This is a genomic window from Cellulosimicrobium sp. 4261, assembly GCF_040546915.1.
GTDB lineage: Bacteria > Actinomycetota > Actinomycetes > Actinomycetales > Cellulomonadaceae > Cellulosimicrobium > Cellulosimicrobium cinnabarinum.
On sequence record NZ_JBEPOQ010000004.1, the window covers coordinates 39,339 to 60,103 of the forward strand.

Genomic DNA, 20,765 nt, shown 5'->3' on the forward strand with positions numbered 1-20,765 from the left:
CGCGCGCCGGGGTCAGCGCGGCGCGGGCGATTCCTCGGTGGCGATGCGGAGGGCTGCGACGAGCTCCCGGTACAGCTCGTCGGTCGCGAGGAGCTCGGGGTGCGTACCCCGTGCCCGGACCCGCCCGTCCTCCATGACGAGGATGACGTCGGCGTCGATGACCGTGGACAGGCGGTGCGCGATGGTCACGACGGCGCGGTCGCGGGCCAGGTCCTCGATGACGGCGTGCACGGCGGCCTCGGTGAGCCCGTCGACCTGTGCGGTGGCCTCGTCGAGGAGCAGCACGTCGGGCGCGTGCAGGACGGCGCGCGCGAGGGCGACGCGTTGGCGCTCTCCACCCGAGACGGTCGTCCCGACGAGCGACGTGTCGAGGCCGTCGGCGAGCGAGCGCACCTTGGCCTCGAGCCGGACCTGCGCGAGCGCGGCCCACATCGCCTCCTCGGTCGCGGCGGGGTCGGAGAGGCGCAGGTTCTCGCGGATGGTGCCCGGCACGACGGGGGTCTCCTGCTCGACGTACGCGAAGCGGCGCCGCACGTCGTCGAAGGTCAGGTCGTCGTAGGGGACGCCGTCGAGGAGGATCTGCCCCGACTCGGGCTGGAGGAAGCGCAGCAGGAGCGAGAAGGTCGTGGTCTTGCCCGCCCCGGACGGGCCGACGATCGCGACCTGGCCGCGTGGGGGTACGTCGAGGTCGAGGTCGCGCACCACGGGCTCGCCGCCCGGGAGGTAGCGCGCGGTGACGCCGCGCAGCGACAAACGCGGCGCGTCGTGGGGAGCCACCGTGCCCGACGCCGGGCCCACCCCGGCAGGACGACGCGCGGCGGGGTCGTCGTCCTCCTCCGGCTCGATCGCCTGGACCTCGCGGATCCGGCCTGCGGCGGCGATCCCGGCCTGGAGCTGCGTGACGTTCATCGTCAGCCCCGTGACGGGCTCGACGATCTGGAACGCGTAGAGCAGGAACGCGACGAGGCTCGACACGGCCAGCAGACCCTGGTCCACGCGCCACGCGCCGAGCGCGAGGATGACGATGATCGCGAGCTGGATGCCGCCCCCGGCGATGCTCCAGGCGACCGCCTCGGTCCGCACGGCCCGCACGCTGTGGCGCGCGGAGTCCTGGGCGTCGTCGAGCACCCGGTCGATCTGGCGCCCCTCGGCGCGGCTGGCCTTGATGGTGCGGATCGCGCGCAGCCCGCCCTCGAGCGTGCCGCCGAGGCTGCCGAGCGACTCCTGCGCCTTCTCCTGCGCCTTGGCGATGCGGGGCATGAGGGCGCCGACGAGGACGCCGATGACGACGATCGCCCCGAGGGTCGTGCCCAGCAGGACGAGGTCGAGCACACCCATGAGCACCACCGTGCCGACGAGGGACACCGCCAGGTTCACGAGGTTGACCAGGCTCGACGACGCCGCCTCGCGCAGCAGCACCGTGTCGGAGGTGACGCGCGTGACGAGCTCGCCCGTCGGGCGGCCCGTGAGCGCGCCGATCCGCGCGCGGAAGAAGCGCCGCACCATGGACGACCGCGCGTCGAGCACGACGCGCTCGGCGAGCGTGCCGAGCAGGATCCACTGCCACAGCCCGAGCACGAGCCCGACGAGCAGCAGCCCGACGAGCGTGAGCACGGCCGGCGTCAGCGACGCCCCCGTGCCGAGTGTGTCGAGCACCCACTTGGTGACCATCGGCGTGGCGAGGGTCGCGGCCGTCGTGCCGAGACCGAGCACGAGGCCGAGCAGGAGGGTCCGGCGGTGCGGGCGGACGAACTGCCACAGCACCGCGAGGCGCGGGAGGAACGGGCGGGGCGTGCCGTCGGGAGGAGTCGGCGAAGCCTCGGGGCCGCTGGGAGCGGTCGGGGACATGTCGTCAACCATGGTTGACATCCTCTCTCGTGTCAACTGTCGTTGACGCGGTGCGGGCGGTCGCGCACCGGAGCGCTCGACACCCCTAGTGGAACACGATTGTTCCACGAGTGACAAGCGGCGTTCCGCGACGACGAGGGCTATCGTGGGCCGCGTGACGGCACGAACGAGCGCGCGGGGCACCCCTGCGGCCACGCCCTCCCGAGCGGCTCCCGACGCGCCGCCCCCGAGCGGCACCCGCACCCGCACCCGGCGCGCGATCCTCGACGCGGCGGTCTCCGTGCTCAGCACGGACAAGTCCGCGTCGCTCGCCGACGTCGCGCAGGCCGCCCAGGTGGGCCGCACGACGCTCCACCGCTACTTCCCCGAGCGCGCCGACCTCGTCGAGGCGATCGGCGCCGAGACCGTCGAGCGCACGCGCGCGGCGATCGCCGCCGCCCGGCTCGACGACGGGCCCCCGGCGTCCGCGCTGCGCCGCCTCGCCTTCGAGTACTTCGACCTCGGCCCCTGGTACATGGTGCTGTTCACCGAGCTCGCCGACGCCGAGTCCGCGTTCTGGGCCGAGGCCGAGCAGGCCGAGGAGCCGGTGCGGGAGCTGCTGCGCCGCGGGCAGGAGGCCGGTGTCGTCGACGACCAGCTCAGCGTGGCGTGGATCGTCCGCACGCTGTGGTGGATGCTGTTCAACGCGTGGTCCATGGCCGACGACGGCGAGATCTCGCGCGCCGACGCGCTCCGCATGGCCGTCCGCAGCATCGAGGGCGTCGCCCTCACGCGCGAGGCCCGCGCATGAGCGCCGGACCGGGGCCGGCACCCCGCCCCGGCCTCGGCGAGCGGATGCGCCGCTGGTGGCAACGCGCCGACGACGTCCGGACCGGCGTGCGCTGGGCGAGCGTCGCGACCGTGCTCGGCGGGATCGTCGTCGCGGTCGTGTGCCTCGTGCTCGTGCTGCGCGGCCGCGTCTGGGCCTGGGTCCCCCTGGTGGTCGCTGCCGCCGTCGCGCTGCGCGAGGTCCGTTACCTCCAGCGCGCCGCCCGGGGCGGCAGGCCCCGGTACCAGGAGAACGCGCCGCGCTGACCGTCGTGCGGCGGGGTGCACCCACCGGGCCACGAGGAGCACGCGCTCGTCATCCGGAGGTCGCACCCCGGTGGGCCGCAGGATCCACCGGACGGGCGACGCGCCCGAGGTGCGCCGCGGGGAAGACTGGCCGTACGGCGCCGGTCAGCGGCGCCGGCCAACCTCCGGAGGCGCACCGTGACCCCCACCCCCGCCCGGGACACCGCGTTCCCCGCCCACGACGGCTCACCCGAGCAGCCGTCCACCCACGCGGCCGCGCGCGGCCTGCGCTTCACCGCGCGCCGCGCGTCCCGTGCCCGACGCCGGGGCGCCGCCCCCGCGCGCCGGCCCGCCGTCCCCCCGGTCGAGCGGGCGAACGGCTGGGTCGTCGCGCTGGCCGTCGCCGCCGGCGCGGTGCTCTTCTCGACCCTCGCGATGAAGGCGTTCCTCGGCGGCTGACCCACCCCGGCCCCCGAGGCGCCCGCTGCGGGGCGACCCGGTTCAGAGCCGCGGGTCGACCGGCTCCGACTCCAGCGCCAGCACCGCGAACACCGGCTCGTGGACGCGCCAGGTCGGCTCGCCGCGTGCGACCCGGTCCAGCGCCTCCAGACCGAGCGCGTACTCGCGCAGCGCGAGCGAGCGCTTGCGTCCCAGCGACCGCTCGCGCAGGCGCTCGAGGTTGCGCTCCTCGGTGTACTCGGGGCCGTAGATGATGCGCAGGTACTCCCGACCGCGGACCTTGAGGCCGGGCTGGACGAGCCCGCCGCCCTTGCCCGGCGCCCCGCGCCGCCGCACGAGGTTGGCGAGCGGCTTGACGACCATCCCTTCTCCCCCGGTCGCCGTGAGCTCCTCCCACCACGTCGTGCCCTCGGCGCGCGACGCGTCGTCGGCGAGGTCGACGACCACGCGCCGCGTCGCCCGGAACAGCGCCGGGTCCGCGGCGACGAGCGCGTCCGCGACGCCGAGGTGCCACAGGTGGTCGCGGTCGGCGTACGTCGCTCCCGTGATCTCCGGCGAGCCCGGCCTCCCGGCCGTCCCGCTCGCGAGCACCTGGAACGGGGCGACCTGGACGCCTCGCAGCGGGTCGGCGCCCGCACCGTCACCGACCGGGCCTGTGCCCGCAGCACTGGCCGCGCCCGTGTCCCAGCGGTAACGCCGGTACGCCTCGACGAAGAGCCCGGCGTCGGTCGCGCGCCGCGCCGTCCGGCGACGGAGGTCGCCCACGTCGACGCCCCGCGCCTCGGCCGCGGCGAGGGCCCCGAGCGCCGCGGGCATGACGGCTCGCGCGGCCGCGCCGACGCTCGCGTACTGGTCGCGCAGGAGCTGGTCGGCCTTGAGCGACCACGGCAGCACCTCGGCGTCGAGCAGGACCCAGTCGGCACCGAGCGCGTCCCACGTCCCGGCCGCCTCCAGGGCCGCGGCGACCCGCGCGAGGAGGAGCTCCGTCGTCGAGCCGTCGAGGAACGACCGCCCGGTGCGGGTGTGGACGGCACCGGGCGCCTCGATCCCGAACCGCTCGGCGACGACGCGGGAGCCACCCGGCCCCGAGTCGCGCGCGACGAGCAGGACGGCGCGCGACCCCATGTGCTTCTCCTCGCACACCACGCGGTCGACGCCGTCGCGCGCGTACGCGGCGAACGCGCCGTCCGGGTGCTCGAGCAGGCCGGGCAGCGTCGAGGTCGCGACCGGGCTCATCGTCGGCGGCAGGTGGAGCAGCAGGCGCGGGTCCACGGCGAACCGGCTCATCACCTCGAGCGCCCCCGCCGCCTGCTCCTCGCTCACGGTCACGCGCCCGTGCGTCGCCGTCTCGACGCCGCGGCGGCCGAGCACGTCCGTGACGCTCAGCAGGTCGTCCGCGCGCGCGGGCGCTCCGTGGCCGGCCGCGCCGTCGGGCAGGAAGGGGCGCGCCGGCGCGTAGTACTCGCGTGCGGCCGGCACCTGCACGACCTCCTTCTCCGGGTAGCGCAGGGCGGACAGCTTCCCGCCGAAGACGCACCCGGTGTCGAGGCACATCGTGTTGTTGACCCACTCGGCCTCGGGGGTGGGCGTGTGCCCGTAGAGGACCGTGGCGCGGCCGCGGTAGTCGTCGGCCCACGGGTAGCGCACGGGCAGGCCGAACTCGTCGGTCTCGCCGGTCGTGTCGCCGTACAGCGCGAAGCTGCGCACGCGGCCCGACGCGCGGCCCTGGTAGGACTCCTTCAGCCCGGCGTGCGCGACCACGAGGCGGCCGTCGTCGAGCACGAGGTGGGACACGAGCTCGCGGCAGTACGACTCGACCTCGCGCCGGAACTCCTCCGGCTCCTCGGCGAGCTGCGCGAGCGTCGTCTCGAGGCCGTGGGAGACCGTGACGTCGCGCCCGCCGAGCGCCCGCACGAGCTTGTGCTCGTGGTTGCCCGGCACCGCGAGCGCGTGCCCCGCACGGACCATGCCCATCGCGAGCCGCAGCACCCCCGGGGAGTCGGGCCCGCGGTCGACGAGGTCGCCGAGGAAGATCGCGCGCCGGCCCTCGGGGTGCGCGGCGTCGACGGGCCGGCCGGCGTCGTCGCGCACGACGGCGTAGCCGAGCGCCCCGAGCAGCGTCACCAGCTCGTCGAGGCAGCCGTGCACGTCGCCGATCGCGTCGAACGGACCATGCTCGTCGCGACGGTCGGTGAGCAGGGGCGTGCGCACGATGCGCGCCGCCGCCACCTCGTCCGCCCCGCGCAGCACGTGCACGGTGCGGAAGCCCTCGCGCTGGAGGCTCTTCAGCGACGACCGCAGCGCCGCGCGCTGGCGCTTCACGACGTGCGCGCCGAACCCGCGGTCCGCCCGCGCCGCGTTCCGCTCCACGGCCACCTTCTCCGGCACGTCGAGGACGATCGCGACGGGCAGGACGTCGTGCGCGCGGGCGAGCGCGACGAGCGACACGCGGGCCTCGCGCTGCACGTTCGTCGCGTCGACGACGGTGAGCAGGTTCGCCTCCAGCCGCTTGGACACGATGGTCTCCAGGACCTCGAACGCCGCCCGCGTGGCCGCCTGGTCGTTCTCGTCGTTCGACACGAGCCCGCGGCACACGTCCGACGACACCGTCTCGTACGGCCCGAAGTGCTCGCGCGCGAAGGTCGACTTCCCCGAGCCGGACACGCCGACGAGCACCACGAGGCTGGACGCGGGCACCCGCAGCTCGCGCGTCGGGGTCGGGGTCGAGGTTGTGGTCGGGGCCGGGGTCGGCGTCGCGCCCGTGGTCGGGCTCGCGCTCTCGGTCGCCTGCCCGGTCATCGGGTCTCCTCCGTGGTCCGTGCCGCGGCCGGGGCCCGCGCGGCGTCGGGCGACGCCGCGTCCCCGACGAGGGTCAGCACCGCCATCTGGGTGGGCGCCCCGACGTCGGGGGCGAGGGGGCCGACGTCGCGCAGCTCGACCGCGTACCCGTAGCGCTCCCCCGCGGCGTCCGCCCACGCGCGCAGCTCCGCGCGCGTCCACTCGAACCGGTGGTCGGGATGGCGCACGAGCGCGCGCCCGGGCCCGTCCAGCAGGTTCGGGTAGTGGACGTTGTACTCGGCGTTCGGCGTCGTCACGACGACGGTCCGCGGCCGGGCGTGGCCCAGCACCGCGGCCGTGAGCGCGTCGAGGCGCGACGGGTCGACGTGCTCCACGACCTCCATGAGCACCGCGGCGTCGAACCCCGCCACCCGGTCGTCGACGTACGTGAGCGACGACTGCACGAGCCGCACCCGCTCGCGCTCCGCGTCGCTCGCCTCGTGCAGGCGCAGGCGCGCCGCCGCCCGCTCGAGCTCGCGCGCCGACACGTCGGTCCCGAGCACGCGCGTGAAGGTCCGGTCCGCGGCGAGGCGGCGCAGGAGCGCGCCTTCGCCGCACCCGAGGTCGACGACGGTCCGCGCCCCGGCGTCGTGCAGGGCGGCGAGCACCGCGTCGGCCCGCTGCCGCGCGAGCGGCGGCTCCGGCGTACCCTCGGCGTCGCCCGCCGTGACGGCGCCGGCCCGCGTCGGGGCGCCCTGCGGGCCGACGTCGGACGACGCGACGGCGCCGGCCGGCGTGCCGGCGGCGGGTGCGGCGTCCTCCTCGGGGACGTCCCCGTCGAGCGCGGCGAGACGCGCGGTGGCGTCCTCGACGTAGCGGCGCTGGTGCGCGAGGTAGCGGCGCAGGATCTGCGCACGCTCCGGGTGGTCCGCGAGCCAGCCGCCGCCCGCGCGCACGAGCTTGTCCACCTCGTCGGTCGAGACCCAGTAGTGCTTCGCGTCGTCGAGCACGGGCAGCAGCACGTAGAGCTGCGCGAGCGCGTCCGCGAGCCGACGGGTGCCGCGCAGGCGCAGGTCGACGTAGCGCGACGCGCCCCACGCCAGCACCGTCGGGTCGAGCGGCTCCGCCGTCGCCGTGACGCTCCAGCCCAGCGGCTCGAACAGCCGGCGCGCGAGGTCCGCACCGCCGCGGCACGGGAGGGACGGCAGGTGCACGTCGAGCGGGATCGGGGCGTCCGCGAGCGCCGGTCGTGCGTCGCACCGGCCGCTCATCGCCGTCGCGAACACCTTGCCGAGCGCGACCGCGACCATCGACGACGCGGCGTACGGGCGGTCGTTCACGTACTGCGCGAGCGCGAACGCGTCGCCGCCGCCGAACCGCTTGTTCCGCACGATCCCCACCGGGTCGACCTCGAGCAAGAGCGCGGCCTCGCACCGCTCCGCCGTCGCCTCGGGGTAGAAGACGTGCGCGCGGCCGACGGGAAGGTCGAACACCTGCGCCCGGTCCGGGTGCTTGTGCAGCAGGTAGCCGAGGTCGGTGGCGTCGTCGAGCGTCCCGGGGGACGCCGTCGCGGCGAGGGTCACGAGCATGGCCGCCATAGTGCCACCCGGCGGGGCACACGGCACCGGGTTTGTGGACGACCTCCGGGCCTGTGGACGGCCGTCGTCTCACCCGCCCCGGCCGTCGACGCGGGGGCCATCCCGGGTCTACCGTCGAAGCACGGGCGCCGCTGCCACGGCACGCGCCCGGCCACCGTCGGACCGGAGGCCGCCCCGGGGCTCACGCCCCGCCGGCGGCCGCCTCGTCCCACACCACGACGTCGCCGGCCCGGACCGTGCCGGACGACAGCAGACGGCACACGACGCCGCCCCGCGCGTGCATCGCGCGCATCGCGCCGGGCGCGATCCAGTCGTCGAGCAGCCGGCACGGCGCGGCGATCCGCAGCACCTGGAGCTCGACGTCCCCGATCCGCAGGAACGAGCCGGGCTTCGTGGGCAGGTCGCCGTGGGTGAGCGTGACATTGCGCCGCGTGAGACCGGGGTCGATCTCGTGCCCGAGGTCCGCGGAGGCGGCCGCGAGGTCGGTGAGCGTCTGGATCGTCACGTGCCGGTGCTTCGACCCGTGGTACCGGTCGCCGACGAGGCCCCTGCCCTCCTCGGCCTCGACCGACGCGACGACCCGCGTCGGCAGCCGACGGGCCTTCGCGACGTGGATCGCGTGCACGCGGGGCTGGTCCGGCATGGCACCAGCCTCGCACCCGGCGCCGCCGCCGGGCCACCGCCCCCGGGCCGGGCGAGCGCCGGGTACCGGTGTACCGTCCGGTGCATGACCGACGTCCGCAGCCGCACCCATGCCCAGGCCGTCGACGCAGCGATCGAGCTCTTCACCCGCAAGGGCTACGAGCAGACGACCGTCGAGGAGATCGCCGACGCCGCCCAGGTCAGCCGCGCCACCTTCTTCCGCCGTTACGGGTCCAAGGAGGACGTGGTCTTCGCGGACCACGAGCTCCTGCTCGACGAGGTCGTCGTCATGCTCGCCGCGACGCGGCCCGTGCCCGACGCCGAAGGTCACCTCACGCCCGACCCGACGGTCGACCCGTACCTCGAGGTGTGCCGCGCGGCGCGGCTGGTGTTCGACCACCACGTCGGGCAGCGCGAGACCTCCCTGGCCCGCTGGCAGCTCCTCCAGCAGGTGCCCGCCCTGCGCGACCGCGAGCTCGTCACGACCCACCGCTACGAGCGCGCGTTCACGGCGTACCTGCGCGACGCGCTCCCGCCGGACGAGCGTCGCTCGACGGCGTCCATCGCGTTCGCGGCGTCCGTCGTCGCGGTGCACAACGCGCTCCTGCGCCGGTGGCTGCGCTCCCCCGAGCAGGACCTGCGCCCCCAGCTCGAGGAGGCGTTCGCGGACCTGCGCCGCGCCGCCGTCGGCCGGTACGCCGCGCCGGACGGCGCCGCCCAGGAGCGCAGCGGGGACGGCGTGCCCGCGGCGCGCCGCGTCGTCGTGACCGTGGTGGACGCGGACGCGGACGCGCAGGACGTCGCGGACGACGTCGCGCGCGCCGTCCGCGACGCCCTGGCCTGACCCCTCCCGCCCCGCCCCGCCTTCCAGTCCGTGGGACGGTGCGGTGCGAGTCCCGTGCCCGGGGAATGCGCGAGTAGCATCGGCGGTTGCAGAACGCAGTACGCACGAACGTGCTCCGGGGTCGGTGCAATTCCGAGCCGGCGGTGACAGTCCGCGACCCGCGCCCACGCGCGGTTGACCTGGTGGAACTCCAGGACCGACGGTGACAGTCCGGATGGGAGGAAGCACGTGCGGCGCGGCCGTCCTCGGCCGGGCTCTCGCGAGCCCGCGCGACGGGGCGCGGTCTCGCCGTGGTGAGCGACGCCGTCGGGCCCTCGTCGCCCGGCCCCGCCGCCCGCCCTCACCCCGGAGCGCTCGTGCCCGGGAGGACGAGGACATCCGATGGACCTGATCCACGCGCTGTTCGACGCGCAGCTGACGATCGGCGGCCAGCACCTGCTGTGGCGCGAGATCGTGGGCAACGGGTTCGGCCTGGCGTCGGCGCTGGGCGGCATGCGGCGCAAGGTGTGGGCGTGGCCGGTGGGCATCGTCGGCAACCTGCTGCTGCTCACGGTGTTCCTCGGCGCGGTGTTCGCGACGCCCAACCCCGTCAACCTGCTCGGCCAGGCCGGTCGCCAGGTCATGTTCGTCGTGGTCTCGGTGTACGGGTGGGTGCAGTGGCGCAAGACCCAGGCGCGGCTCGGCGACGCCGACGCGGACAGCCACGGCGTCGCCGTCGTGCCGCGCTGGGCGTCGTGGCGCCAGCGCGCGTTCCTCGTCGTCGCGCTCGTGGGCGGCACGGCGCTGCTGACCCCCGTGTTCCGCGCGCTCGAGTCGTACGAGCCCGTCTGGGCCGACGCGTGGATCTTCATGGGCTCGCTGCTCGCGACGTACGGCATGGCGAAGGGCTGGGTCGAGTTCTGGCTCGTCTGGGTCGCCGTGGACATCGTGGGCGTGCCCCTGCTGATCTCGGCCGGCTTCTACGCGTCCGCGTTCATGTACGTGTTCTACGGCGCGTTCACGCTCGTCGGGTTCTTCGTGTGGTGGCGCGTCAACCGCCGCGCGGCCGCCGCAGCCGAGGCGGACGCGGCAGCGGCGGGCGCGCCCGCCTGACCCGCGACCTCCCTGACCAGCCACCTCGATACCCCGTCTCGATTGACTGAGACGGGGTATCGCTGCACTATGGGAGGGACCGCCGCCGACGCCGGGCCTGCACCCCGGGCAACCGCGTCGAGGACGGTCGACCGACCGCAGCCGCCCTCCCAGGGGAGCACCGATGCCCACCACCCCGATCATGCCCGGCGTCACCGAGCCCACCTACGACCTCGCGACCCCGCTCGACCTCGACTACGCCGGCGCGTTCGCCGACGCGACCGAGGAGGACCGCGCCCACCTGCAGCGCGTCCGGCAGTTCGTCCAGGACGAGGTGCTGCCCGTCATCGACGACTACTGGGAGCGTGCCGAGGTCCCGTTCGACCTCGTCAAGCGCATGGGCGAGCTCGACCTGCTGCGCGACGGTGTCGACGTCGACGGTCGTCCGCACGTGAGCCAGCTCGCGGCAGGCCTCGCCGCCATGGAGATGTCGCGCGGCGACGGCTCCGTCGCGACGATCTGCGGCGTCCAGGGCGGTCTCGCGCTGCGCAGCATCCAGATGCTCGGCTCCGACGAGCAGCGGGCGAAGTACGCCGAGCCGATGGCGCGCGGGGAGATCCTCGGTGCGTTCGCGCTCACCGAGCCCACCCACGGCTCGGACTCCGTCTCGCTCGAGACGACGGCGCGCAAGGAGACGCGCGACGGCGTCGAGGGCTACGTGCTGAACGGCGAGAAGAAGTGGATCGGCAACGGGTCGTCGGGCCACATCACGGTCGTGTGGGCGCGCCTCGTCGGCGACGACGGCGATGGTCAGGTCCACGGGTTCGTCGTGCCGCAGGACACCCCGGGCTACACGGGCACGACCATCACAGGCAAGGTGTCGCTCCGCGCGATCTGGCAGGCGCACGTCGTGCTCGACGACGTGTTCGTCCCCGCCGAGAACGCCCTGCCGGGCGCGCGGTCGTTCAAGGACACCTCGCGCGTGCTCTTCGCGACGCGCCTCGGGGTGGCGTGGGCCGCCGTCGGGCACGCGGTCGCGTGCTACGAGGCCGCGGTCGCGTACGCGAAGCAGCGCGTCCAGTTCGGGCGCCCGCTCGCCGCGAACCAGATGGTGCAGGAGCGCCTCACCCGGATGCTCTCGACGATCACGCAGCTGCAGCTCCTCGTCGCGCAGATGACGCGGCTCGACGAGGCGGGGACGCTCACCGGCCCGCAGGCGTCGCTCGCGAAGTACACGTGCACCCGCGGGGCGCGCGAGGTCGCGGCGAGCGCGCGCGACCTGCTCGGCGGCAACGGGATCCTGCTCCAGAACCGCGTCGCGCGGCACTTCGCCGACATCGAGGCCCTGCACACCTACGAGGGCACCGAGTCGGTCCAGGCGCTCATCGTCGGGCGCGACATCACGGGCGTCTCCGCGTTCGTCTGACGGTCCCGAGGGCGCACGCCCTCCCTCCGCTCCCCGGCGCCGCTCGCCCCTCCTCGCGGCGCCGGGGCTCCTTCCTGTTCGCCCCGTCTCCTCGCCCTCCCCGGATCGGAGTCCCATGAGCACCGACGCCAGACCCCTGCCCGACGCCGCCGCCGTCACCCCCGAGGACGAGGTCACCCCGGTCCTCCTGCACGGCGCGCGCACCCCCTTCGCGCGCTTCCGCGGCGCGCTCGCCTCGCTCTCGGCGGCCGAGCTCGGCGCGCACGCGATCCGCGGCGCGCTCGCAGCCTCGGGCGTCGCGCCGGAGCAGGTCGACACGGTGATCGTCGGGCAGGTCGTGCAGGCGGGCGCCAAGCAGGGCCCCGCGCGCCAGGCCGCGATCCTCGCGGGCCTCGGCTGGGACGTGCCCACCGTGACGATCAACAAGCTGTGCCTCTCGGGCCTCACCGCGATCATCGACGCGGCCCGGCTGGTCCGTACGGGCGAGGCGAGCGTCGTCGTCGCGGGCGGCCAGGAGTCCATGACGAACGCGCCGCACCTCGTCGTCGGGTCGCGCTCCGGGTTCGCGTTCGGGGACGTGACGATGGCCGACTCGCTCACGCACGACGGCCTGAACGACCCGTTCAGCGGCGAGGTCATGGGCGAGCTCACCGACCGCGGCTGCGCGACGCGCGGCATCGGCCGCCCCGAGCAGGACGCGTTCGCGCTGCGCTCGCACCAGCGGGCCGCCGCGGCGCGCGACGCCGGGCGGCTCGCCGAGGAGATCGCCCCCGTCGAGGTGCCGCAGCGGCGGGGCGAGCCGGTCGTCGTCGAGCACGACGAGGGCGTGCGCGCCGACACGACGCTCGAGGCCCTGGAGCGCCTGCGCCCGGCCTTCGTGCGGGACGGGACCATCACCGCCGGGTCGAGCTCGCCCCTGTCCGACGGCGCGGCGGCGGTCGTCGTCGCGAGCCGCGCCTTCGCGAAGCGCAACGGTCTGCCGTGGCTCGCCGAGATCGGTGCGGCCGGCCAGGTCGCGGGGCCCGACAACTCGCTGCACTCCCAGCCGGCGCGGGCCGTCGAGGCCGCCGTGAAGCGCGAGGGGATCGCCGCGGCGGACCTCGACCTCGTGGAGATCAACGAGGCGTTCGCCGCCGTCGCGCTGCAGTCGGTCGCGGACCTCGGCATCGACGCGGACGTCGTCAACGCCGACGGCGGCGCCATCGCGCTCGGCCACCCGGTCGGCGCGTCGGGCGCTCGGCTCGCGCTGCACCTCGCGCTCGCGCTCCGTCGCCGCGGGGGCGGCGTCGGCGCGGCGGCGCTGTGCGGCGGCGGCGGCCAGGGGGACGCGCTCGTCCTGCGCGCCTGACCCTCCGGGCGGGCCCCGTCGGGGCTCCGCCGCGCGAGCCGACCAACCCTGGTGCACGATGCTGCACCAGGGTTGGCGCGTTTCGGCGGCCGCGGTGTGACGCAGATCGCGCCACGACGGCCGGGTTTCGCGTCATGGATCGCGTCTGACGTGGTCCCTCTCCCTGGAACCGCCCCCCATGAGAGGACCGTCATGACCACCGTGACCGACGCAGCCCGCCGTACCGCGAGCCGTGCGCGCCGCTCGCACCTGTCCGCCGTCGCCGTCGCGCTCGTCGGGCTCGCCGCAGGCTTCGCCGCGGCGCCCTACCTGCTCGGCTGACGCCTCCCGCTCGACGGGCCCGGGGCCGCGCGGTCCCGGGCTCTCGTCATCCCTCGGTCGTCGTGCTCTGCGCCGGCTCGCGCGCGAGCAGCTCCTCCAGCCGGTCCAGCAGCGGGACCTGGCCCGCGACGACGAGCCCGCGAGCCCGCGCGAGCGCGAACCAGCCGGCCCGGTCGAGCTCGGGGAACTCCTGCATCCGTCCCGAGCGCGGCGGCCACTCGAGCGCGAACGTGTTGCTGGAGATCGCGGTGACGTCGAGGTCCGCCTCTCGCGCCCACGCCGCGACGAGCTTGCCGGCACGCTGGCGCACGGTGCCGAGGTCGAGGTCGGGCGCCTCCGCCGCGGGGGCCGGGACGCCGAGCTCCTCGGCGAACTCGCGCAGCGCCGCCGCGTGCTCGTCCTCCCCCGGCTCCACCTCGCCCTTGGGGATCGTCCACCCGCCCGCGTCCTTGCCCGCCCACAGCGGGCCCCCCATGTGCCCGAGGAGCACCTCGACGACGTCGTCACGGAACCGGTAGAGCACGAGCCCTGCTGACTGCTTCACCCCTCCTTCCTACACAGCCGACGCCGGACCGGCCCGTCGGAGCCGCGCGGACCACCCGCCGGGGGCGTCTCGGGGGCGTGCCGGGGGCCTGTCGGGGACCTTCGGGGGCATGTCGGGGGTCTGTCGGGGTCTGTCGGAGGCACGGCGTAGCGTCGGCAGCACCAGGACCGGGACCGCAGGAGGGAACGACCATGACCACGCCGAGCGTCACGCACCTCAATCCTGCCGGGCTGCACCGCAACCCGGCGTTCTCGCAGGGCACGATCGTCGAGACCGGTCGCACGCTCTACGTCGGCGGACAGAACGGCACCGACGCGGACGGCGCGATCGTCGAGGGCGGCATCGCGGCCCAGACGGCGCAGGCGCTGCGCAACGTCCTCGCCGTGCTGGCCGAGGCAGGCGCCGGGCCGGAGGACGTCGCGCGGCTCGCCGTCTACCTCGACCCCGAGGCCGACCTCATGGAGGGCTTCGCCGCCGTCGGCGAGGTCTGGGGTCCGCACCCCGCCGCCGTGACCGTCCTGCGGGTCGGGATCGCGCGGCCGGGCGCGCTCGTCGAGATCGAGGCGGTCGCGGCGCTCCCCGCCTGACGCGAGGCACCCGCTCCCGCGCGCGACGTCACGGGGGTGCCGCTACTGTCCGGGGGTGCCAGCCGACCGGACCCCGTACCGCGCCCTGTGGCGGGCCGCGGCGTACGGGGTCGCGGCCTCGCTCCCCGTGCTCGCGCTCGCCTGGCTCGTGCGCGCGGAGTCGGGGGTCGTCGTGGACGCGGACCGCGCCGCCGTCGCCGCGGCGACCCGGTTCGCCGGCGAGCGCCCTGCGCTCGAGCGCGCGCTCCTCGTCGGGCAGGAGGCGCTCGCCGCACGGTGGATGAACCTCGCCGCGATGGGCGTGTGCGTCTGGGCGTGGCGGCGCCACGGCCTGGGGCCGCGTGCGGCCTGGGCGGCCGGGACCATCTGGGGCGCGTGGGCCCTCGGGCTCGGCGCGAAGGAGGTCGTCGGCCGCGCGCGGCCCGTCCTCGAGGACGCCGTGTCGACCGTGCCGGGCGCGAGCTTCCCCTCGGGTCACGCGATGAACGCGGCGGCGGTCGGGGTGACGCTCAGCGTGCTCGTCTGGCCGCTGCTCGGGCGGCGTGGCCGCGTCGCGGTGGTCGGCGGCGCGACGGCGCTCGCCCTCGTCACCGCGGCCGACCGCGTGCTGCTCGGCGCGCACTACCCGTCCGACGTCGTCGGCGGGATCCTCTTCGGCGGCGCGGTCGCGGGGGCGTCCGCCGTCGGCTTCCACGGGTGGACCGCCGCGCGGTCCGGCCGTCCCTCCGGTGACACTCCCAGGAACGAGGTCTGATGCATCCCTTCGTGCACCGCTACGAGCTCGACACGACCCGCCCCACGGCGAAGGAGGTGCTGCGCGACGTCGGCCTGCGGGCGTTCCTCCCGGGAGCGGTGCTGTGGGTGGTCATCGTCGCGACGGGCTTCCTCGTCACCGGGCCGCTCGGCGACCTGCCGGGCGAGGTCGCGGTCAACCGGTGGTTCGAGCAACGGCGCACGCCGTTCTGGGACACCGTCACCGACGTGCTCTCCCTCATCGGCACGACCGAGTTCATCATCGGCGGCACGCTGCTCACCGTCGCGCTCGTGTGGTGGCGCACCCGGCAGTGGTGGTTCGCCCTCGTGCCCGCGCTCGCCGTCGCGCTGCAGGCGCTGATCTTCCTCACGTCGTCGATCGTCGTGGGGCGCGAGCGGCCCGACGTCTCGCGGCTCGACGAGGCGCCCCCGACGTCCAGCTTCCCCTCCGGGCACACGGGCGCATCGGCGGCGTTCTATTTGACGCTCGCCCTGCTCGCGCAGCGCATCACGAACCCGGTCCTGCGCGTCGTCGTGACGGTGCTGTGCTGCCTCGTGCCTCTCGGCGTCGGCCTCTCGCGGCTCTACCGCGGCGCCCACGGACCCGCGGACGTCGTCGTGGGACTCCTCAACGGCATCGTGTGCTGCGTCCTCGCGTGGCACTACCTGCGCCGGGACCTGCGCTCGAAGCGCTGAGACCCTGGGGGTAGCGCTCCCGGCGCCGGATCCACGAAACGCTCCCCGACCACGACGACGGCGGGCCCGGTCCGAAGACCGGGCCCGCCGTCGTCGTGCGGGGGCGGTCCGGGCGCGCGCGGCACCCGGACCAGCCGTCAGATCAGGCGCACAGACCCACCGGGTTCCACGAGCCCCACGTCACGGAACCGGGGAGCTCGCCCTTCGTCCACCACTGGGCCGTGTAGTTCACGCCCGCACGGGACACGGTCTGCCCGCCGGTGTAGACGGCCTCGCGCGACCAGGCCGGGGCGCAGACCGCCGCCTCGACCTCGGGCGCGGTGCCGCAGGGGCCGATCTTCTTCCAGGCGTTGCTCGCGCCCGGCTCCTGGTTGCGGGTCCACCACTGGGCCTTGTACTCCGTGCCCTCGTGCGAGACGACCTCACCACCGGTGTAGACGCCCGTGCCGTACCAGGGCACCGCGCACTCCTCGGCCACGCCGGGGCCCGGGGTCGCCGCGCGCAGCGTCGAGCCCAGGGCGTTGCCGAGCTCGTTGCGGTAGTCACCGGAGAGGTCCCACCACATCGCGCCGCCGTAGCCCTGCGTCGCGACGAACTCGGCCTTCGCCGTCACGGACGCCGGGTCGTCGTAGCTCCACCACTGGTCACCGTTGTACAGCCAGCTCGCGCCGATCTTCGGGTCGAAGAACTTCTTCCCGCCGAACGAGCGCAGCTCGGCGTACGTCTTGGTGCCGACGTACCCGGCGGCGGGCTGCCAGCCCTTCGTGCCGTCCTTCACGCCGTACCAGCCGTGGCCGTAGGCCGCGAGGCCCGCGTTGACCTGCGACGGGTCCGCGCCCGCCTTGACGTACATGCCGAGCGCGCCGTCGAGGCCGAGGCCCCAGTTCTCCGCGCCGTCGGGGTGCAGGTTGCCCTGGTGACCCGTCTTGTCCGGGACCCAGCCGCCGTGGAAGTCGTAGCCCTGGACGTTGAGGAAGTCCACGACCGCGAACAGGCGCGGGTCGAGCCAGCCGCCCTGCCCCGCGTTCCAGCCGCCCGCGGGCGCGAACGCCGTGAGCAGGTAGTCCTGGCCGGTCGTCGCGCCGCGCGCGTCGAGCTCGGCGCGGAACTCCTCCATGAGGCGCAGGAAGTTCTCCTTGTCCTCCGGGCGGGCGTTCGCCGTCTCGCCGCCGGTGACCGGCCACTCCCAGTCGATGTCGATGCCGTCGAAGATGCCGGCCGCGACGCCGGGGCCGCCCTTGCCGTCGACGACCGGCAGGTTGCCGTCGATGTAGAGGTCCAGGCAGGAGTCGACGAGCCGCGTACGACCCTCGGCCGTGGACGCCGCCTCGGAGAAGTTGTCCGACCAGGTCCAGCCGCCGAGGGAGACGAGGATCTTCGTCTCCGGACTGACGGCCTTGAGCTTCTTGAGCTGGTTGAAGTTGCCGGCGAGCTTCTGGCCGGGCTTGTCGGCCTTGCCGTCGACGGAGTCCGCGGCGGGGACCTCCGCGACGAAGTCGTTGAGGGGGTCGCCCTCGCCGGGGACGTCGGCGATGTCGCACACCAGGTCGGTCGTGACGTTGCCGAACGCGTAGTTGATGTGGGTGAGGTCCTCGATCGCTCCGGTGCGCACGAGGTCGGCCACGTGGAAGTCGCGGGTCACGCGCGAGTCGGCCATGACGTAGCCGACGCTGCGGAACCCGTTGATGTCCGACGGCCCGGCGACGGAGGCCGCCGGCTTCGTCGTGGGCTGGGGCGCCGCCGCGGCGGGCGACGCGAAGGTGGCGGCCGTGAGGGCGAGCGCCCCGACGACGGCGGAGGCCGCGACCACGCGCGAGCGCGCTGGCGAGGTCCTGGCGAGCGAGCGGCCGGGGGCAGCCGCGCTGGGTGTCGATCGATCGGTCATGAAGGCCTCGTTGCTCTTCGGCCCGGGCTGGGGATCCCGGGATTTGTTCGGTCTCCTGCAAGATACCCGCGCGCGTCCCCGTCACGCCAGGGTCCGAACGAAACTGTTACCGCTGTCGGTGGCAGGGCGCAGAGTAGGGCGGTGAGCTTCGACCGTGCGCCGCACGCCCCCGTGCTGCGCGCCCGTCCGACGATCGCGCACCTCGACGCCGACGCGTTCTTCGCCGCGGTCGAGCAGCACCAGCGCCCGTCGCTGCGCGGGCGCCCGGTGCTCGTCGGCGGCGTGGGGCCGCGCAGCGTCGTCGCGACGGCGTCGTACGAGGCCCGGCAGTACGGCGCCCGCTCGGCGATGCCGATGGAGCAGGCGCGGCGGCTGTGCCCGCCGTCGACGGTCGTCGTCGTGCCGCGGTTCGCCGCGTACTCGGCCTACTCGGCCCGCATCATGGCGGCGCTGCGCGAGGTGACGGACCTCGTCGAGCCCGTGAGCATCGACGAGGCGTTCGCCGACGTCGCCGCGGCCGTCGGGCCGGAGACCGACCTCGAGGCGCTCGCCACGGGGATCCGCGAGCGGGCGCGCGAGCTGAGCGGCCTGCCCGTCTCGCTCGGGCTCGGGCGGTCCAAGCTCGTCGCGAAGCTCGCCTCGGAGGCCGCGAAGCCGGGCGGCGTCCGGGTCGTCGGGGCCGACGACGAGGACCCGTTCCTGCTCGACCTGCCCGTGCGGGCGCTGTGGGGCGTCGGTCCGGTGTCGGCCGCGCGGCTCGACGAGCTCGGGGTGCGCACGGTCGCCGACCTGCGCCGTCAGCCGCTCGACACGCTGCTCCTCGTCGCGGGCGAGGCGGGCGGCACCAACCTCTACCGGATCGCGCGCGGCTGGGACGACCGCCCGGTCTCCACGGTCCGTGAGCGCAAGTCCGCGGGCGCGGAGCACACGTTCGACACCGACCTCCACGGCCGGTCCGCGATCGCCGCGGCGCTCGATCCCGTGGTCGACGCCGCGCTCGCCCGCCTCGAGCGGCACGCCGTCGCGGCGCGCACCGTCGTGGTCAAGGTGCGCCTCGCGTCGTTCACGACCCTCACCCGCTCGGTCACGCTGTCCCGCCCGACGACCGACGAGGGCGCCCTCCGCGACGCGGCCCACCGCGCGCTCCGCCTCGCGGACGTCACCGAGCCCGTCCGTCTGCTCGGGGTCGCGTTCCACGCGCTGTCGGAGCACGCGCAGCTCATGCTCCCGCTCGGCACGGACGCGCCGGAGGACCCTGCTGGTCCGGTCGCTGCCGGGACGGTGGGTGCTGAGGCGGTGGGCGTCGAGGCTCTGGCCGCTGAGCCAGCCGACGCCGGGGCGACCGGTGCGGAGCAGGTGCTACCGCCGTCCGCCCCGGGGCCCGTCCGGGCGACGGCCGCCCTTCTCGCGCCCGGCCTCGACGTCGCGACCCCGGCCGACGGGCGCGGGTGGGTCGTGCGCGTCGGCGACGACGGCCGCGTCGCGGTCCGCTTCGAGACGGCGCGGACCGGACCGGGCTACCAGCGCTGGGTCGACCCGGAGGCGGAGGAGCTCGCGCTCGTCGAGCCGCTCGGCCCGGACGGCGAGCCCGTGCGCACCTCGCCCGCGGACGACGACGCGTAGCCAGGGACCGCTGCGCCCCTGCACGCGGTGCGCGTCCGCGCACCGTCCGGGCCTGCCGTCCCCGTCCCGGTCCTGCCCGACGCCGGGCCCTCGGCGCGCTGCGGACCTGGCCCCGGGCCGTCGGGCAGCCGCGGGACGACCCCGGCCGCGACGAGGAGGAACGCCGCGCCCACCCAGAACGCGGCCTGCGGCCCGACGACGTCGCTCAACCCGCCCGTCGCGAGCGCGCCGACCGCCTGCCCGCCTGTGAGCGCGACGAAGAGGGTCGCGGTCGCGCGCCCGGCGGCGTGCGGGCGCAGCACGGTGCCCCACGCGATGAGCACGCCGCTCAGGGCGGTGTAGGCGCCGCCGAAGAGAGCGCCCGCCACCGCCACGACGGGCACGCTGCCCGGGGCGAGGGCCAGGGCGGCGGTGCCGGCGGCCGTCGCGACGGCCGTCACGACCCAGGCGCCGCGCAGGCCGAGCACGCGGACGGCGTCGCCGCTCAGGGCACCGAGGACCGCCGCCACGCCGAGGAGGCACCAGAGGGCCGCCGTCGTGCGGCCGGGGAGGCCACCGGTCACGGTGACGAGGTCGCGTCCGAACGTCCAGACCGCAGCGCTGCCGATCCCGGCCACCGCGGCCGCGATCCCGGCGCGCCCGAGCGACCGCCCGCCCGCGCCGCGGGACGCGGGCGGCGCCTCGGGTGCCGTGGGCCAGCGCGCGCTCCGGTCGACGACCGCCGCCGTGGCCACCGCCCCGACCGCGGCGGCGAACCACACGGGCCGCCAGACGTCCGGCGCGACGAGCGTCGCTGCCCCGACGAGCGCCACGCCCACGCCCGTCCCGGAGTTCACGACGGCCTGCATGCGCCCGGCCCGGCGGCCGTCGACCGTCGCGCCGACCACGGCGACGAGCGCGGGCGACGCCGCACCGGCGGCGCTGCCCGCGACGAGCACGCCCGCCGCGAGGCTCGCGGACGACCACGACAGCCCGACCAGGACCGCCCCTGCCGCGGCGAGCGCCGCTGCGGCCCAGACGACCGCGCGCGGGGAGCGTCGGGCCATCGCGCGCTGCGCCCCGAGCGCGGCAGCGCAGTACGCGGCGAAGCTGCTGGCGGCGATCGCGCCCGCGGCGGCGGACGAGAGGCCGAGCTCGCTCGTGAGCGTCGGGAGCTGGAGGCCGTACCCGTAGCGGACGACGCCGTACGTCACCGCTACGAGGCCGGTGCCCGCGGCGACCAGGCGGCCCGGGGCGGGTGCGGCGGGGTGTAACGATCGTTTCAGCATAGTGATCGTTACGCTATCCCC

General features: G+C 75.6%; 19 protein-coding genes and 1 riboswitch. Of the genes, 12 read left to right on the forward strand and 7 right to left on the reverse strand.

The features are described from left to right. Nucleotides 1-12 precede the first annotated feature (12 nt). On the reverse strand, nt 13-1,860 hold the full coding sequence (locus tag ABIE39_RS06515; RefSeq protein ID WP_354050948.1) for an ABC transporter ATP-binding protein: 1,848 nt from the start codon (nt 1,858-1,860) through the stop codon (nt 13-15). Between the two features lie 142 nt (nt 1,861-2,002). On the opposite strand from ABIE39_RS06515, the gene ABIE39_RS06520 reads away from it, so the two are divergent. The 3 genes from ABIE39_RS06520 to ABIE39_RS06530 all read left to right on the forward strand — a co-directional run bounded on the left by ABIE39_RS06520 (nt 2,003) and on the right by ABIE39_RS06530 (nt 3,360). Further along, entirely contained in the window at nt 2,003-2,638 is a 636-nt protein-coding gene (locus ABIE39_RS06520) for a TetR/AcrR family transcriptional regulator (protein ID WP_354050950.1), read from the forward strand. Continuing rightward, nucleotides 2,635-2,922: a hypothetical protein gene (locus tag ABIE39_RS06525; protein WP_354050952.1), complete on the forward strand. Its 288-nt coding sequence runs from the start codon at nt 2,635-2,637 to the stop codon at nt 2,920-2,922. The genes ABIE39_RS06520 and ABIE39_RS06525 overlap by 4 nt, the downstream gene beginning before the upstream one ends. Before the next feature lie 177 nt (nt 2,923-3,099). Then, nucleotides 3,100-3,360, forward strand: coding sequence for a hypothetical protein (locus ABIE39_RS06530; protein ID WP_175009269.1), 261 nt, complete (start codon nt 3,100-3,102; stop codon nt 3,358-3,360). A 42-nt stretch (nt 3,361-3,402) separates the two neighbouring features. On the opposite strand, the gene ABIE39_RS06535 is transcribed toward ABIE39_RS06530, so the two are convergent. From ABIE39_RS06535 to ABIE39_RS06545, 3 genes are all read right to left on the reverse strand, one after another. Next, nucleotides 3,403-6,159 (reverse strand): polynucleotide kinase-phosphatase, encoded by a 2,757-nt coding sequence (locus ABIE39_RS06535; protein WP_354050954.1) that lies wholly within the window; start codon nt 6,157-6,159, stop codon nt 3,403-3,405. Continuing rightward, the gene (locus ABIE39_RS06540; protein ID WP_354050956.1) at nt 6,156-7,727 is read right to left on the reverse strand and encodes a 3' terminal RNA ribose 2'-O-methyltransferase Hen1; all 1,572 of its coding nucleotides are present in this window, start codon (nt 7,725-7,727) and stop codon (nt 6,156-6,158) included. Before ABIE39_RS06540 ends, ABIE39_RS06535 begins: the two co-directional genes overlap by 4 nt. A 190-nt stretch (nt 7,728-7,917) precedes the next feature. Further along, a complete protein-coding gene (locus ABIE39_RS06545) occupies nt 7,918-8,379 on the reverse strand; it encodes an MOSC domain-containing protein (protein ID WP_175009272.1) in 462 nt (153 codons plus the stop codon). An 84-nt stretch (nt 8,380-8,463) separates the two neighbouring features. Here ABIE39_RS06545 and ABIE39_RS06550 point away from each other — a divergent pair, with 84 nt between their 5' ends. The 5 genes from ABIE39_RS06550 (at nt 8,464) to ABIE39_RS06570 (ending at nt 13,388) form a co-directional block, all read left to right on the forward strand. Next, nucleotides 8,464-9,222 (forward strand): TetR/AcrR family transcriptional regulator, encoded by a 759-nt coding sequence (locus ABIE39_RS06550; protein ID WP_354050958.1) that lies wholly within the window; start codon nt 8,464-8,466, stop codon nt 9,220-9,222. 107 nt (nt 9,223-9,329) lie between these two features. Then, a riboswitch (FMN riboswitch) is annotated at nt 9,330-9,453 on the forward strand. Between the two features lie 150 nt (nt 9,454-9,603). Continuing rightward, nucleotides 9,604-10,314 (forward strand): nicotinamide riboside transporter PnuC, encoded by a 711-nt coding sequence (gene pnuC, locus ABIE39_RS06555; protein ID WP_209828685.1) that lies wholly within the window; start codon nt 9,604-9,606, stop codon nt 10,312-10,314. 163 nt (nt 10,315-10,477) lie between these two features. After that, the gene (locus ABIE39_RS06560) at nt 10,478-11,719 is read left to right on the forward strand and encodes an acyl-CoA dehydrogenase family protein (RefSeq protein WP_144722003.1); all 1,242 of its coding nucleotides are present in this window, start codon (nt 10,478-10,480) and stop codon (nt 11,717-11,719) included. 115 nt (nt 11,720-11,834) lie between these two features. Then, a complete protein-coding gene (locus ABIE39_RS06565; RefSeq protein WP_354050961.1) occupies nt 11,835-13,067 on the forward strand; it encodes an acetyl-CoA C-acyltransferase in 1,233 nt (410 codons plus the stop codon). Nucleotides 13,068-13,259: 192 nt separating this feature from the next. Next, on the forward strand, nt 13,260-13,388 hold the full coding sequence (locus ABIE39_RS06570) for a hypothetical protein (RefSeq protein WP_255179672.1): 129 nt from the start codon (nt 13,260-13,262) through the stop codon (nt 13,386-13,388). Between the two features lie 46 nt (nt 13,389-13,434). Here the strand turns inward: ABIE39_RS06570 and ABIE39_RS06575 are convergent, their stop codons facing one another. Beyond that, nucleotides 13,435-13,932: an NUDIX hydrolase gene (locus ABIE39_RS06575; RefSeq protein ID WP_354050963.1), complete on the reverse strand. Its 498-nt coding sequence runs from the start codon at nt 13,930-13,932 to the stop codon at nt 13,435-13,437. Between the two features lie 191 nt (nt 13,933-14,123). Between ABIE39_RS06575 and ABIE39_RS06580 the strand changes: the two genes are divergently transcribed. Genes ABIE39_RS06580 through ABIE39_RS06590 form a run of 3 tightly spaced genes read left to right on the forward strand, consistent with a single transcriptional unit; the run spans nt 14,124 to nt 15,968 of the window. Then, the gene (locus tag ABIE39_RS06580) at nt 14,124-14,519 is read left to right on the forward strand and encodes a RidA family protein (RefSeq protein WP_074803194.1); all 396 of its coding nucleotides are present in this window, start codon (nt 14,124-14,126) and stop codon (nt 14,517-14,519) included. 55 nt (nt 14,520-14,574) lie between these two features. Beyond that, nucleotides 14,575-15,273 (forward strand): phosphatase PAP2 family protein, encoded by a 699-nt coding sequence (locus ABIE39_RS06585; protein ID WP_175009278.1) that lies wholly within the window; start codon nt 14,575-14,577, stop codon nt 15,271-15,273. Beyond that, the gene (locus ABIE39_RS06590) at nt 15,273-15,968 is read left to right on the forward strand and encodes a phosphatase PAP2 family protein (protein ID WP_074803200.1); all 696 of its coding nucleotides are present in this window, start codon (nt 15,273-15,275) and stop codon (nt 15,966-15,968) included. The genes ABIE39_RS06585 and ABIE39_RS06590 overlap by 1 nt, the downstream gene beginning before the upstream one ends. 142 nt (nt 15,969-16,110) lie before the next feature. On the opposite strand, the gene ABIE39_RS06595 is transcribed toward ABIE39_RS06590, so the two are convergent. Further along, nucleotides 16,111-17,853, reverse strand: a complete 1,743-nt coding sequence (locus ABIE39_RS06595) for a glycosyl hydrolase family 18 protein (RefSeq protein WP_354050966.1) — start codon at nt 17,851-17,853, stop codon at nt 16,111-16,113. A gap of 141 nt (nt 17,854-17,994) precedes the next feature. Between ABIE39_RS06595 and ABIE39_RS06600 the strand changes: the two genes are divergently transcribed. Further along, on the forward strand, nt 17,995-19,476 hold the full coding sequence (locus ABIE39_RS06600; protein ID WP_186810450.1) for a DNA polymerase IV: 1,482 nt from the start codon (nt 17,995-17,997) through the stop codon (nt 19,474-19,476). Here the strand turns inward: ABIE39_RS06600 and ABIE39_RS06605 are convergent. Continuing rightward, complete coding sequence (locus ABIE39_RS06605) at nt 19,371-20,744, reverse strand: MFS transporter (RefSeq protein ID WP_354050968.1); 1,374 nt, start codon at nt 20,742-20,744, stop codon at nt 19,371-19,373. The genes ABIE39_RS06600 and ABIE39_RS06605 overlap by 106 nt on opposite strands. Nucleotides 20,745-20,765: the final 21 nt, after the last annotated feature.

What these genes read in the sequence shown, in the direction of transcription:
- ABIE39_RS06540 (WP_354050956.1), bottom strand. Translation starts at nt 7,727, where the DNA reads ATGCTCGTGACCCTCGCCGCGACGGCGTCCCCCGGGACGCTCGACGAC.
- ABIE39_RS06550 (WP_354050958.1), top strand. Translation starts at nt 8,464, where the DNA reads ATGACCGACGTCCGCAGCCGCACCCATGCCCAGGCCGTCGACGCAGCG.
- ABIE39_RS06565 (WP_354050961.1), top strand. Translation starts at nt 11,835, where the DNA reads ATGAGCACCGACGCCAGACCCCTGCCCGACGCCGCCGCCGTCACCCCC.
- ABIE39_RS06590 (WP_074803200.1), top strand. Translation starts at nt 15,273, where the DNA reads ATGCATCCCTTCGTGCACCGCTACGAGCTCGACACGACCCGCCCCACG.
- pnuC (WP_209828685.1), top strand. Translation starts at nt 9,604, where the DNA reads ATGGACCTGATCCACGCGCTGTTCGACGCGCAGCTGACGATCGGCGGC.
- ABIE39_RS06515 (WP_354050948.1), bottom strand. Translation starts at nt 1,860, where the DNA reads ATGGTTGACGACATGTCCCCGACCGCTCCCAGCGGCCCCGAGGCTTCG.
- ABIE39_RS06525 (WP_354050952.1), top strand. Translation starts at nt 2,635, where the DNA reads ATGAGCGCCGGACCGGGGCCGGCACCCCGCCCCGGCCTCGGCGAGCGG.
- ABIE39_RS06605 (WP_354050968.1), bottom strand. Translation starts at nt 20,744, where the DNA reads ATGCTGAAACGATCGTTACACCCCGCCGCACCCGCCCCGGGCCGCCTG.
- ABIE39_RS06545 (WP_175009272.1), bottom strand. Translation starts at nt 8,379, where the DNA reads ATGCCGGACCAGCCCCGCGTGCACGCGATCCACGTCGCGAAGGCCCGT.
- ABIE39_RS06535 (WP_354050954.1), bottom strand. Translation starts at nt 6,159, where the DNA reads ATGACCGGGCAGGCGACCGAGAGCGCGAGCCCGACCACGGGCGCGACG.
- ABIE39_RS06580 (WP_074803194.1), top strand. Translation starts at nt 14,124, where the DNA reads ATGACCACGCCGAGCGTCACGCACCTCAATCCTGCCGGGCTGCACCGC.
- ABIE39_RS06560 (WP_144722003.1), top strand. Translation starts at nt 10,478, where the DNA reads ATGCCCACCACCCCGATCATGCCCGGCGTCACCGAGCCCACCTACGAC.
- ABIE39_RS06595 (WP_354050966.1), bottom strand. Translation starts at nt 17,853, where the DNA reads ATGACCGATCGATCGACACCCAGCGCGGCTGCCCCCGGCCGCTCGCTC.
- ABIE39_RS06570 (WP_255179672.1), top strand. Translation starts at nt 13,260, where the DNA reads ATGACCACCGTGACCGACGCAGCCCGCCGTACCGCGAGCCGTGCGCGC.